At 45.0% G+C, this 12,720-nt stretch carries 13 protein-coding genes and 1 other RNA gene; 10 read left to right on the forward strand and 4 right to left on the reverse strand.

Translation table 11 applies throughout. The features are described from left to right. Positions 1-140 precede the first annotated feature (140 nt). Positions 141-1,724: a sensor domain-containing diguanylate cyclase gene (locus FTU69_RS01280; protein ID WP_257223571.1), complete on the forward strand. Its 1,584-nt coding sequence runs from the start codon at positions 141-143 to the stop codon at positions 1,722-1,724. 209 nt (positions 1,725-1,933) lie between these two features. Here the strand turns inward: FTU69_RS01280 and ssrS are convergent. From ssrS to FTU69_RS01295, 3 genes are all read right to left on the reverse strand, one after another. After that, a non-coding RNA gene (ssrS, locus tag FTU69_RS01285) (6S RNA) lies at positions 1,934-2,117 on the reverse strand. Positions 2,118-2,214: 97 nt separating this feature from the next. Continuing rightward, positions 2,215-2,502: a cell division protein ZapA gene (locus FTU69_RS01290; protein WP_104487367.1), complete on the reverse strand. Its 288-nt coding sequence runs from the start codon at positions 2,500-2,502 to the stop codon at positions 2,215-2,217. A 2-nt stretch (positions 2,503-2,504) separates the two neighbouring features. Beyond that, positions 2,505-3,056: a hypothetical protein gene (locus tag FTU69_RS01295; protein WP_005179239.1), complete on the reverse strand. Its 552-nt coding sequence runs from the start codon at positions 3,054-3,056 to the stop codon at positions 2,505-2,507. 64 nt (positions 3,057-3,120) lie between these two features. Between FTU69_RS01295 and FTU69_RS01300 the strand changes: the two genes are divergently transcribed. The 5 genes from FTU69_RS01300 (at position 3,121) to FTU69_RS01320 (ending at position 8,796) form a co-directional block, all read left to right on the forward strand. Further along, complete coding sequence (locus FTU69_RS01300; protein ID WP_168383199.1) at positions 3,121-3,750, forward strand: UPF0149 family protein; 630 nt, start codon at positions 3,121-3,123, stop codon at positions 3,748-3,750. 47 nt (positions 3,751-3,797) lie between these two features. Continuing rightward, positions 3,798-5,126, forward strand: coding sequence for a Xaa-Pro aminopeptidase (gene pepP, locus FTU69_RS01305; protein WP_127798884.1), 1,329 nt, complete (start codon positions 3,798-3,800; stop codon positions 5,124-5,126). Between the two features lie 798 nt (positions 5,127-5,924). Beyond that, on the forward strand, positions 5,925-7,133 hold the full coding sequence (ubiH, locus tag FTU69_RS01310) for a 2-octaprenyl-6-methoxyphenyl hydroxylase (protein ID WP_180103377.1): 1,209 nt from the start codon (positions 5,925-5,927) through the stop codon (positions 7,131-7,133). Then, entirely contained in the window at positions 7,130-8,371 is a 1,242-nt protein-coding gene (locus FTU69_RS01315; protein ID WP_180103378.1) for an FAD-dependent monooxygenase, read from the forward strand. The genes ubiH and FTU69_RS01315 overlap by 4 nt, the downstream gene beginning before the upstream one ends. 176 nt (positions 8,372-8,547) lie before the next feature. Next, positions 8,548-8,796, forward strand: coding sequence for a hypothetical protein (locus FTU69_RS01320; protein WP_016659239.1), 249 nt, complete (start codon positions 8,548-8,550; stop codon positions 8,794-8,796). Between the two features lie 53 nt (positions 8,797-8,849). Here FTU69_RS01320 and rsmI read toward each other — a convergent pair whose 3' ends face one another. Then, positions 8,850-9,695: a 16S rRNA (cytidine(1402)-2'-O)-methyltransferase gene (gene rsmI, locus FTU69_RS01325; protein WP_104470024.1), complete on the reverse strand. Its 846-nt coding sequence runs from the start codon at positions 9,693-9,695 to the stop codon at positions 8,850-8,852. 11 nt (positions 9,696-9,706) lie between these two features. On the opposite strand from rsmI, the gene FTU69_RS01330 reads away from it, so the two are divergent. From FTU69_RS01330 to FTU69_RS01345, 4 genes are all read left to right on the forward strand, one after another. Then, a complete protein-coding gene (locus FTU69_RS01330) occupies positions 9,707-10,675 on the forward strand; it encodes a penicillin-binding protein activator (protein ID WP_168382201.1) in 969 nt (322 codons plus the stop codon). Beyond that, the gene (locus FTU69_RS01335; RefSeq protein WP_016659236.1) at positions 10,676-11,098 is read left to right on the forward strand and encodes a YraN family protein; all 423 of its coding nucleotides are present in this window, start codon (positions 10,676-10,678) and stop codon (positions 11,096-11,098) included. It begins immediately after the preceding gene. A gap of 61 nt (positions 11,099-11,159) precedes the next feature. Further along, positions 11,160-11,843 carry a BON domain-containing protein gene (locus FTU69_RS01340; RefSeq protein ID WP_016659235.1) on the forward strand — a complete coding sequence of 228 codons (684 nt, stop codon included), beginning with the start codon at positions 11,160-11,162 and terminating at the stop codon, positions 11,841-11,843. Then, positions 11,833-12,717 carry an alpha/beta hydrolase gene (locus FTU69_RS01345; RefSeq protein ID WP_168382200.1) on the forward strand — a complete coding sequence of 295 codons (885 nt, stop codon included), beginning with the start codon at positions 11,833-11,835 and terminating at the stop codon, positions 12,715-12,717. Before FTU69_RS01340 ends, FTU69_RS01345 begins: the two co-directional genes overlap by 11 nt. The last annotated feature ends 3 nt before the right edge of the window (positions 12,718-12,720 follow it).

Here is a 12,720-nt window from a genome sequence, read left to right on the forward strand (position 1 = left end):
ATCTAATTTATGCAATTGAACATCAAAAATAGACAACTAAAATTCAACTGTATTGCTTTCAAATATGTGATTGAGTTGTAAAATTATGTGTTAAAATTACAATTTGTCGCAGTTTTTTGAATTTTTTGGGGTGGGAACTGTTGAAACATTTTTTACTACGACTCGGATTGGATCTGCGTAAACTTATTTTAATTTCTACAATTTTAAGTGTATCCGGCTTATTTGTCGTAAGTGTTTTTATTTTAAATTATGTAATTAAGCAACAATTAATTCAAAACTCACTTTCTGTGAACGAAAGATATGCAGAGAAAATTGCCACCAGTACTAATCAGCATTTTGCTGATATGTTAAAAGAATTAGAATATAGCGCTAAAGTATTAGAGAAAAATTTTTATAATATAGATTTAAGAAAATCAGAAGTAGAGCGTTTAAAGAATCAGTCTGATAACTTTAATAGTGTTTTACTTGTGGGGGAAAATAAGCATGTTTTTGCATTTTCACCCAGTAGTTTGAATTTTAATTTTGGTCAAGCTTATAATTCATTGGGTATAGTAGAGTCAATTGAAAAAAAGAAAACTTATATTTCTACACCCTACTGGTCTGTAAAAAACAATCTTTTGGTCATGATGTCTCAGCCTATTTATAATGGCAAAGATAATTATTTAGGGATGATCAGTGGTTCGATTTATTTACAACGGATAAATTTATTAAATACAATGCTTAATACGCAATATGACTATAAAAAAAGTTATATGTATGTGATTGATCAACATAACCGTATTATTTTCCATCCAGATAAAAATCGCATCGGTGAAAAAATTATCAACAATACGGGTTTAGACTTTATTAATCAGCATAAAAATGGCTCAATCCGTTTAAAAAATAGTTTAGGTATAGATAATTTGGCAGGTTTTGCACATATTCCAAGTGTAAATTGGATAGTGGTTTCTCAACAACCGACAGAGGATTTACTTGCACAAGCGAATACGCTGATTTCAAAAGTATCGATTGGAATCTTCATTTTCTACTTTTTTATTTTTTTATTGATTTGGTATATCTCAAGCTTTATTTCTTCACCTTTGAACCGCTTAGCTCGTATGGCAAGTATGCTCAATCATGCGGACATTGAAAATAAAATTAAAGAAGTTGATCCATGGTATTTCGAGGTTTTAAAGTTTAGAACCTCATTATTAATGAGTTCGGAAACCTTTAGTCATCGGATTGCGGAGTTAAAACATCATGTCAATACGGACCCATTGACAGGTTTATACAACCGTCGTGGTATGCAATTATTTTTAAATGAACTGCTAGAGACTCGTACCGAATTTGCAGTATTAGCCATTGATATTGATTTTTTTAAGAAAATTAATGATCAGTACGGGCATGATCAGGGTGATGTGGTACTTAAAACGCTCGCGCAACTAATGCTAACTAATTTTAGGGAACAGGATATTTGCTGTCGTAGTGGCGGTGAAGAATTTCTGGTTTTAATGACGACTGCAGATGCAAGTGTGGCGTATAAAGCTGCAGAGCGGCTTAGAAAAACCATGCAGGAAACTACGATTAACCAGATGGGACAAATCACGATTTCTATTGGCATCGCGTTCTGGCCAAAAGATGCCGTCGATGTGGCTGCAGTACTAAAAATTGCAGATAATAAACTTTATGAAGCAAAACATAGTGGGCGGAATTGCATCCGTTCTACAGTCAAGTCGTCTGCTTAAAAATTTTGCTGAACTGCAATCTTGTGAAGATGTTAATCAAATCGATCTTACTGATTTAATTCGGGATGGCGTTCTTTTAAGATGGGTTGTATCTACAAGAGGGCTTAACGGTTAGTTGGAAGCTTTAAAAGATTAGAGCGAGAGAATCATTACTTATAAAAAAGAGGAAATATAGAAATTCTGAGGACTGAATAGAGGATAAATCAGCTAAACCCTCCGACGGTGCCGCTGCATGTGTCGTTACCCTGAACCCGATGAGTTCAAGGTGGACGCGACGTATACTTGCTGGGCTTCCCACTCAGGGTGGGCATGCACTCTAAATATACAGAACGCAATCCATAAGTTTAAGTATCGGCAGGGGAATAGACCTGCTGGCGAACACCTCAGAGTTAGACTCAGTATAAAGGATTCAGCTTTAGACGCAAACCTATCGGCCTACAGAACTGTAAATTTTAGTGTCATTTGCACAGGCTTTATGCAAGTCAAAGCCTTATTCGGTCAGTGTTTCGACTTCTTCCAGAATTGTGGCCAGCAAGCGTTCACAATGGACATATTCCTGCAGGGACTTGTTCATTGACAGCACTTCCTGCATCAGCTCTAAGGCCACCATAATAATCAGCTTGCTTGGTTCCATGCGTGGTGCTTTACGACGGAATTCATCATATTTTTCATTCAGTAATTCTGCTGCACGTTCCAGATCCGCCCGTTTTTCAAGAGTCGTGGCCAGCTTGAAACTGTGTCCTAAAACACGTAAATCTACAGGAATTTGTTCACTCATGCTTAAGCTTCCTCGCTGACATCAGTTGGATGGGCCAATTGCTGAATTTCCTGGGCATTCTGGTCTTGTGCAGTTCCTAAAATGGCCAGACGCTGAATAATTGCCTCGACTTTGGCTTTGGCATGTTCATTCTTCTGCAATAAACGTTCACGTTCTTGCTGCAAAGATTGGACATTCTGCAAAGTCTGACGCTGTTCATTCTGCAACTTTTCTTTAATGACGCGTAGCTCGTTACGTTCGGCCAGCAATTCCTGAAAGCGGTTTTTAAGATCGGTGCAGCTTTTTTCCAGACGGCTATAACGGTCCGCCAATGCGGTCGCATCCTGATTTAACTGCTGAAATTGGGCCTGACTGGTGCTGAGCTGTTCACTTAAAGACTCAATTTCTTCTTGTTTTTGGGTAATCACCCCATTTCTTTGCACAATTTGTGCATGATGTTGCTCTTCAGCCTGTTGCTTGGCTTCAGCTAAAGATTGAGTTTCACTCTCATAATGCGCAAGTCGTGTTTTTAAAACACCAATATGCGCCTGTAGACGCTGTAATTCTTCTAACATATCGTGGTCGCACAGTCTTGCAAACAAAGGTAATATATACGAAGTATAGAGATTGGATAAGCGAATGCAAGACGATATTTCAGGTTGGTCCGAATGGTACCGCAATTTTTTCACGATTGAAGAAATTTCAAGTCCAAGTGAGTTACATGGTTTACTGACCGGTATAGTTTGTGTGACAAATGCACCAACTGAAACCGAGTGGCAACAGATTCTGGCGACCCTGAATGTGCCCGAACTTAGCCCGGAAGCGCTGGATATTTTAACCGGTGAAGCGGAAGATGTAGCGCATGCTTTATCTGAAGATGAACTGGATTATCTGCCCCTGTTACCGGATGACGAACACATATTACAGGAGCGGGTACAGGCGCTGGCCGACTGGTGTGCCGGCGTAGTTCTGGGCTTTGGCCTGGCGTCCGGACATATCCGCAGTGATGAGCTGGAGCTGATTGAACATCTGCAAGATGTGGCAGCAGTCGAGTTTGAAGACTCGGACAATGATGAAGAAGGCGAAGAAAGCTATCAGGAATTATATGAATTTGTCCGCCTGATTCCGGTCAGCCTGTCGGTTGGCCGCAAGAAAATAGCGGTTGATGAAAGTTCTTTGTTACAAAACGTACATGCCAAGTCACGTCAGGTGGCTGCGCCAGAAAGTGGCAGTATTGTTGAAATGTTTACCCCACATCGTCCGAGCTGATTCGGGCGATACCATCCTCCCTTTATTTAGGCTGCGAAGAAAAATTAATGAAGAAACTGACCCAGGTAGAATTTAAAGAACGTCGTGACCGTCTGGCTGAACTGATGGGACCACACAGTATTGCCATTATTGCCACCAGTCCGGTGGCCATGCGTAACCGGGATGCTGACTATAAATATCGAACGGACAGCAGTTTCTTCTACTTGACCGGCTTTGCAGAACCTGAAGCGGTCGCGGTCATTGAAACCTATGAATCTATAGATGAAGGCTATACCTATAGCCTGTTTTGCCGCGAACGTAACCGGGAGATGGAAATCTGGAATGGCTATCGCGCCGGTATTGATGGCGCCATTGAACAGTATGAGGCCGATGAAGCCTATGCCATTGACCTGCTCGATGAAGAAATTCTGGAAAAACTGCTGGATAAAAACCAGCTCTTTTACCGTATTGGACAGAATGCCGAATTTGATGCGCGGGTGGCCAAATGGATTGCAGCTGCCAATGGCGAAAGCCGCCGTGGTACCTCGGCACCAGCGCAGGTGGTGCAGCTCGACCGGCTGGTCGATGAAATGCGTTTGCACAAAGACGCCAACGAGCTGGAACTGATGCAAATTGCCGCAGATATTTCTGCCGAAGCACATACCCGGGCCATGCAAACGGTTAAGCCAGGTATGATGGAATATGCGCTGGAAGCCGAACTGAACTATGTATTTGGCCGAAATGGCTGTGTTCCATCCTATAACAGTATTGTCGGTGGTGGTGAAAATGCCTGCATTCTGCACTATGTAGAGAACGACAAAGAACTGAAAGATGGCGATTTGGTGTTAATTGATGCCGCCTGTGAATATCAGTTCTATGCTTCAGATATTACCCGGACCTTTCCGGTGAATGGCAAATTCAGCCCCGAGCAAAAAGCGCTGTATAACCTTGTACTAGATGCTCAGCTTGCAGCAATTAATGCCGTACAGATTGGCAACTCCTACAAAGAACCGCATTATGTTGCGGTACGTATTCTGGTGCAGGGCCTGCTTGATTTAGGCATTATGCAGGGTGATCTGGACGAGATTATTGCGTCAGAAAGCTATCGTCAGTTCTATATGCATGGTACAGGCCACTGGCTGGGCATGGATGTGCATGATGTCGGAACTTATAAGGTTGATGGCGAATGGCGTGCTTATGAAGCCGGTATGGTGGTTACGGTTGAGCCGGGTCTATACATTGCCCCGGATGATGAAACGGTAGATCCAAAATGGCGTGGCATTGGCATCCGGATTGAAGATGATATTGTCGCGACCAAAAATGGACCACTGAACTTAACTGCGAAAGTAGTGAAAACTGTAGACGAGATTGAAGCGTTGATGGCTGCGGCCCAATAAAAGCCGTACAGCTCAAAAGCCGGTCAGAAGATCGGCTTTTTTGATTTTGAATTAGCGTTAATGGGTTAAATAGAGATAGACATCCAGACTAATGAACGAAAATATGCCAAACCCATTTAAAAATATTGCCAACGCTATGAGGAAATACATAGCCTAAAACAAAACAGCAAATGACTGTAAAAATTACAATATGGGCTGAGCTTATTGTAAGGCTGAGATAGAGGGATGAAAAAATTGCTAACCCTAGCCCCAAAAAAATCCCGGCGACAGCGTAGTAAAATGCTGTAATAAAACGTTCAGTATGATCCATTTATGATCCTAACATTCTAATTATTTTAAGAAATTATAGTATAGCTTTTAGAGTGAATAATGGAAAATTTAACGTGCGGCCGGAAAACCATGAAACATCCATTGTATGCCCCACAACAGAACCAAGATTAAAACGACTAAAAAGATAAGTTCTAATTTCTTCATGTTTTAAATTTTCTACAATGAATAGCATACAGCTGATACGAATTCTTTAATTTATTTTATCTACGTCAGGGTTGTCGCTTGGTCAGCTTAAGTCTGGCGCTCCGGGCTTTGTATAGATGTTATATTGTACACCATTCCAGTGTCATCTTATGGAATAACATCTTTTAAACGGGATTTATGGTCAGAACACGCAAGCGTTGAAGCTCGGAAATTCCAGCCATCCACACGAATCATTATAAAAATCCAATCCCTTGATGTAATATAAAATCAATCATGATTAAGATGTATCTAAACTTTTGAGATACCACAAATAAGGATTCAAGCATGCAACAAGAAGTCATCATCGTGGGCGGCGGTATGGTGGGGCTGAGTTTGGCGCTCATGTTGGCCAAGGCCAATATTGCGGTCAAACTGCTCGAAGCAATTCAATACCCGAATTATGATGATGCCAATCTTGCCCCGTATCACTCCAGTTTTGATGCACGAAACAGTGCGCTGTCGCGTCGTAGCGTACAGATTTATCAGGAACTGGGCCTATGGGAGGCCTTACAGGAACATGCTGTCCCGATTCTGGAAGTACATATTACCGAGCAGGGCAGTTTTGGGAAGGCGCGTCTACAAGCCGAACAGGAAAAAGTCGAAAGTTTTGGACAGGTGATTGAAAATGCCTGGTTAGGCCGGGTGTTGCTGACTCAGGTACGTGCTGAACCGCTCATTGAATTGATTGATGGGGTAAAAGTCACCTCGCTGAACCAAGATGCAGATCTGGCTTATCTGGAAGCGCAGCGTGGAAGTGAAGTCTTAAAACTGCAATCCAAACTGGTGATTGCTGCCGATGGCCGCGATTCATTCTGCCGTAAAGCCCTAGGCATTGGGGTGGATGAACATGATTATGATCAGGTCGCCATTGTAACCACCGTACAAACCTCTAAACCACACAATCATGTCGGTTTTGAGCGTTTCAGTCCTTTAGGTCCGCTGGCGTTATTGCCTTTGCCGGGCGAATATCGTCGTTCGGTGGTCTGGCCGGTGAAAAAAGGCACGGAACATGAATGGGTGGGGGAAGACAATGACCAGCATTTCCTTAATGCCTTGCAGCAGACTTATGGCGATCGGGCTGGAAAATTCCAGAAAACCGGACGCCGTTTTAGCTTCCCGCTTTCGCAGGTGCTGGCAGAAAAACAGGCAGTGGGCCGAGTAGTACTGATGGGTAATGCGGCACATACCATTCACCCGGTGGCCGGACAGGGCTTTAACCTGTGTATGCGCGATGCTTATGTGTTGGTGCGTTATTTAAAAGAACAGCTGGCTCAACAGGCCGATTTGGGCGATGCCGCCATGCTGCAAGATTATGAAAAATCCCGTCTGACCGATCAGCAGCGCGTGATCAAATTCTGTGATAGCGTGGTGCGTGGCTTTAGTAACCAGAATCCGGTGCTGAAACTGCTCAGAAATACCGGTCTGATTGCCTTTGATACCATTCCGGGAATTAAACCACTTGTTGCCAACTATGCCATGGGACTAAAAGCATGAACCAGACAGCACACGTATTAGATGCCGTTATTGTGGGTGGTGGTTTGGTCGGTGGCTTAACTGCATTATTACTGGCCCAAGGTGGGGTACAGGCCACTGTGCTGGATGCCGCACCAATTCTGGATACAGAAAAAACCTTAAGCGTGGCCAATCCGCGCGTACTGGCTTTAAGCCAAGCCACCATCCACCTGCTAAAAACTGTCGGTGTTTGGGATAAACTGGTGCGTCAGCAACCTTATACCGGCATGCAGGTCTGGAATAAAAATGGCTATGGCGAAATCAATTTTGGTCAGCCGGCAGAAAAAACACCCGGAGTGGATCAGGCGCTGGGTTCAATGGTGGAGCCGAGTATTTTAAATCTGGCCATTCAGCAAACCATGCTGACGCAGATTCAGGATTATCGTACCCAGGTCAAAGTGACCCGGATTGAGCAGGGCATTGGCGTCTGGCATATTTTCCTGGCCGATGGCACAAAACTGACGACCACACTGTTAATTGGCGCAGATGGGGCCAATTCCTTTGTCCGCGAACAGGCCTTTATTGATCTGGATGTGCTGGATTATCAGCAGGCAGGCATCAGTTGTGCCATCCGAACTGCCCAGCCGCATCAGCATGTGGCGCGCCAGATTTTTCTGGAAACCGGTCCGCTGGCATACCTGCCGATGAGCAGCCTCAAGCCTGAACAGGATGGCCATTGGCAATCTATTGTCTGGACGCTACCAGAGGATTATGCAGAAGAATATGCCGCGTTATCCGATCAGGAATTTACCCAGCTGTTGACCCGTGAAAGCCATCATATGTTGGGTGAAGTACTGGAAGCTACACCACGCGCCCGTTTTCCTTTAAAAGCCCGTGCTGCGCAGCACTATGTCGAGCCGGGACTGGCACTCATTGGTGATGCAGCGCATGTGATTCATCCGCTGGCCGGGCAGGGCGTCAATATTGGCTGTCTGGATGCCGCAGTCTTGTGTGATGTCTTGCTGCATGACCGGGCACGTGGGGTCTGGGCACATGAGCAGACCTTGAAGCGTTATGAGCATCGTCGTAAAGGTCAAAATGACGCAATGATGCACAGCATGTCTGCAATTGGCTGGCTGGAAACCACCCAGTTATTCCCGCTGGTCTGGGGACGTAATTTTGGCTTGAAGCAGGTTGAACAGCTGCCGGTGTTAAAGGATGCTTTTATGGCGCAGGCCAATGGTTTGCATCTGCTGAAAGACACGCGGTATGCGGTCTAGCTAGAAATAGTTATTTTTTAAACATTCATTAATACATGATTACGAATTTGGTTAAAAAAGACACGATTTTTTCGTCTTTACCTCTAGGCGAAAGGCGCAGAGATTGATAAATTTCTTCCTAATTGCATGACAACGTTCACCAGGACTCAATTGAGGTCATTTGCGGGGAGATTAAAATGACGGATATGAACGATTATGATGATGTAGAAGATACCACCGTCGATGACGATGAGGCAAAAGCGGCTGAAAAAGGTGCACTGGACAGCGAAGATGCCGTAAACGATGGTGATGTGGCGGAAGCAGAAACCTTAACCGTAACCGCTAAACAGAAGCAACGCCAAGCGTTAGAAGATGAAATTGCGGCCTTCTTGGCACGTGGGGGAAAAATTACTGAAGTCCCACCAGATGAGGCTGCACGCGAATAAGAAAAAAGCATCACTCCGGTGATGCTTTTTTTATTGCGAATCAACAGCCAGAATCAGTCATCATTGTTCTGGTTCAGTTCCAGCGCACGCTGATAAGCCACTTTTTTCTTGATCCCGGTTAAATCGGCGGCCAGCTGTGACGCTGCTTTCACCGATAAATCCTGCAATAGTCGGGTTAGCAGCTGATCCAGCTTTTCCTGCTCCAGATCTTTTTCCGCGGTTGCACCACCCACCACCAGTACAATTTCACCTTTTTGCTGATGATGATCAGCTTCAATAAAACTGACCAGCTCACCCAGCGTCATCTTCTTGATGGTTTCAAAGGTTTTGGTAATTTCACGGGCAAAACCGACCGGGCGCTCGGCCCCGAAAATATTGGCCATATCTTTAACGCTGTCCAGAATCCGGTGTGGCGCTTCATAAAAAATCAGGGTCGCAGTCTGGTCTTTAAGTTTTTCCAGACTCAAGATACGCTGTGACTGTTTTGACGGTAAAAAGCCTTCAAAGCTAAAGCGGTCACTCGGTAAACCAACCGCACTCAGCGCTGCAATTGCGGCACAGGCTCCCGGAACCGGAATCACCCGGATATTGTGTTCTTGGGCGGCGCGGACCAGTTTAAAACCGGGGTCGCTAATTAGCGGAGTACCGGCATCACTAATCAGGGCCATATTTTCGCCGTTCAGCAGGCGCTGAACCAATATATCAATTTTGTTACTTTCATTATGTTCATGGCACGCCGTTAACGGAGTTGATATATTATAGTGCTTTAATAATTGAGCGGAGGTCCGAGTATCCTCTGCCGCAATAATATTTACAGACTTTAGAACATCAATCGCCCGATAGGTCATGTCGTCTAAGTGCCCAATTGGGGTGGCTACAACAAATAACTGAGCACTCATTAGGTTTCTCCATGTTTAGGCAAATTATTAATAACAATAAAAGACAGCTTCAAAAAGTAATTATCACCACGGCGCTGTTGGGCGCGGGACTTTCAGTCGCCCAGGCCGAGATTCTGGTCATTCTACCTGAATCGGGTCCTATGGCGCGAGCCGGTTTCAGTATTCAGCAGGGTTTTATGCACGCTTATCAGGCATCGGGTGAGAAGATGCCGGTTAAATTGATTAATTCCGAGCAGCGCAAAATTGGTCCCTTGCTGCGTCAGCATGTCAATGCCAAGACCCGGGTGGTGATTGGACCTTTGGCACGTGCCGATGTCGAACAGTTAGTTGCACTGCGGCCCAAAGTGCGTACACTGGCCTTAAACGAGGTGATCCAGCAGCATCCACGGGTGTTACAGTTTAGCCTGTCAAAAAAAGATGATGCGCAGACCTTAAAACAGCTGTTCCAGAAAGATCAGATCAATCATTTGTATATTCTGCGTGAACCCGGCACCGAAGCTGAACATGAGCTGTTATTGATGTCTCTGGTGTCGCAGCTGGATTATCCGGTGGAGGTGGTAGACAGTCCGCCGAGGTGGCTGAAACGTCAGCAGGGGGTGTTATTGCTGGGTTCGAATGGCTGGATCAATCGCCAGAACAGGTTGCCCAAAAAGCGCTTATACAGTCTGGCCAATGCCGTCGAGTCACAGCAGCAGTTACCGCAAGGCCTGCAGTTTTGTGATGTGCCGGCTTTATATCAGTCCCAATGGGCAGATGTACAGGCCGGGATTCAGGCGGCCAAGGCGGAACACTTTTCTTTTCAGCGGCTGGTGGCCTTTGGTGGAGATGCCTGGCAGATCGCCAATTATTATCTGAAGCAGCCGCAATTAAACCGCATCGAGTTTGAAGGGCGAACTGGTTTAATCCGGATTCAGGACAACCAGATTCAGCGTATTCCGAAATGCTATGTGCAGCAGAAACAGCTGGTACAGATCCTGTAAATGGCCAGTCAGCGCGCGCGTTTGGGGCAGTGGGCCGAACAGCAGGCCGCAGTGTTATTAGAGCAGCAAGGTTATCAGATTCTGGCGGCCAATTACCATTGCCGTTATGGTGAAATTGACCTGATTGTCCGGCAGGATCAGCAGCTGGTGTTTGTGGAGGTAAAGGCGCGATCTTTTAGCGACTATGGCCGGGCGGTGGAGGTGGTTTCTATCTCCAAGCAGCAAAAGCTGATTAAAACTGCGCTGACCTATTTGAGCAATTCTGCACAATTACAGGATTTTTATTGTCGATTTGATGTGATTTGTTTTGATTTTACTGAACAAATTGCAAAAACAGTACAGCAAGATTTTTCCAATTTCACGTATGATCTGCAATGGATTGAAAATGCTTTTACTTTTGATTCAGAGTTCATTAATCTTTGAAGAGAATTGAAGCAAAGATGCTTGAAAACAGAAATGAATAAGTAATGAGGAGTCTTGCTGAGTGTTAAATCGTATCGCAATCACAGTGCTGTGTGTGGCAAGTTTATCCGGCTGTGCAAGCTTTATTTCCAGTGGTACGGGTTCTGCACCTGTAGGAACGGAAAGTGGCGCACGCTCACTTGGCCAGGTCTTTATTGATAACTCCATTGAACGTACAGCAAAAATTAATTTATATAAGCTGGATGCCCGTTTTAAACAGTCACGCGTTAATATTGAAAGTTTCCACGGCAATGTATTGCTGACCGGTCAGGTGCCAGATGCACATCTGAAGCAGTTGGCGGAAGACAATGTACGCGCCATGAGCGATGTTAAAACCGTACACAACTATATTACCGTGGGCAACCAGATTGGTTATAGCACCATCATGCAGGACACCACCGTGACCGCCAATACCCGTGGCCTGATTATGAAAGCGCCGGTGGTTTCTGACAGTAAAGTGCGAATTCACACCGAAGATGGCGTGCTGTATGTGATGGGCCGTTTGAATAATGCGGAAATCGCCGATTTAAATCAGGTGTTACAGCAGGTTGGTAATGTCACCAAAATTGTGACCTTAATTGACAATATTGAAGCCTCACAGGCCACATCTTCTGGTTTTGCCAGCCCGATGATGAATGTACAGCCGGATGTACAAACCCCGGTCGCCATTGATCCGGACCAGATCGAGCCAACGAATGCGCTCTAAGTTGTTCCAGTTTAAAACGCAGCTGCAATATCGTCTGGTTCAGGCCAAAAGTGTATATCAGGAATTCCGCCTGTATGATTTTGGCAGTTATGCCCTGAACCGTTTGACTCCACGACAGGGCTATACGGTAGAGAACGATCTGGCTTATGGAGCGAATGAACGCCATCAGCTGGATTTGTACCGGACTGCCCAGCCACGTCCCCAGCAGCCGTTAATTGTTTTTGTCCATGGTGGTGCCTGGTCACGGGGCGATAAAAAAGACTACCGCTTTGTTGGCGAAGCTTTTGCCCAGCAGGGTTTTGATGTTGCCGTCATTAATTATCAACTGGCGCCGCAGAATATTTTTCCGGTCTATATTGATGACCTGACTTTGGCACTAAACTATATGCATGATCAGCAGGCAGAGTTAAGGATTAACACTGATCAGATTATCCTGATGGGGCACTCGGCCGGTGCATTTAATATCATGTCGGTGCTGTATCATCCGCAGCCTTATGCGCTGAACTGCCGAGACAATATTCGGGCTGCGATTGGCTTGGCTGGTCCCTATCATTTTGACTATAAAGATGATCCGCTTTGTGCCGATGCATTTGATCAGGCCATTCCTTATCATGATGTGATGCCGTATTACTTTGTGGAAAGTAATCACATTCGTCACTATTTGCTGGTGGCTGAGAATGACCAGATTGTGCATTTGAGTAATGCGGTTGATTTTGATCATGTGCTAAACAAGCATGGCAATCATAGTCAGCTGATCACCATTCCACGCACCGGGCATGTCAGTATTATGGGCTCGGTATCGAGTCTGTTTAGCCGTTATTTTAAGACCAAGCACACGATTATGCAGGCGCTGGAAGAAACACTAAGTTCCTGAGTA

Source organism: Acinetobacter sp. YH12134 (assembly GCF_013418555.1).
Lineage (GTDB): Bacteria > Pseudomonadota > Gammaproteobacteria > Pseudomonadales > Moraxellaceae > Acinetobacter > Acinetobacter indicus.

Coding starts and splice junctions, on each gene's coding strand:
- FTU69_RS01290 (WP_104487367.1), bottom strand. CDS start 2,502: ATGAGTGAACAAATTCCTGTAGATTTACGTGTTTTAGGACACAGTTTC.
- FTU69_RS01295 (WP_005179239.1), bottom strand. CDS start 3,056: ATGTTAGAAGAATTACAGCGTCTACAGGCGCATATTGGTGTTTTAAAA.
- FTU69_RS01300 (WP_168383199.1), top strand. CDS start 3,121: ATGCAAGACGATATTTCAGGTTGGTCCGAATGGTACCGCAATTTTTTC.
- pepP (WP_127798884.1), top strand. CDS start 3,798: ATGAAGAAACTGACCCAGGTAGAATTTAAAGAACGTCGTGACCGTCTG.
- ubiH (WP_180103377.1), top strand. CDS start 5,925: ATGCAACAAGAAGTCATCATCGTGGGCGGCGGTATGGTGGGGCTGAGT.
- FTU69_RS01315 (WP_180103378.1), top strand. CDS start 7,130: ATGAACCAGACAGCACACGTATTAGATGCCGTTATTGTGGGTGGTGGT.
- FTU69_RS01320 (WP_016659239.1), top strand. CDS start 8,548: ATGACGGATATGAACGATTATGATGATGTAGAAGATACCACCGTCGAT.
- rsmI (WP_104470024.1), bottom strand. CDS start 9,695: ATGAGTGCTCAGTTATTTGTTGTAGCCACCCCAATTGGGCACTTAGAC.
- FTU69_RS01330 (WP_168382201.1), top strand. CDS start 9,707: ATGTTTAGGCAAATTATTAATAACAATAAAAGACAGCTTCAAAAAGTA.
- FTU69_RS01335 (WP_016659236.1), top strand. CDS start 10,676: ATGGCCAGTCAGCGCGCGCGTTTGGGGCAGTGGGCCGAACAGCAGGCC.
- FTU69_RS01345 (WP_168382200.1), top strand. CDS start 11,833: ATGCGCTCTAAGTTGTTCCAGTTTAAAACGCAGCTGCAATATCGTCTG.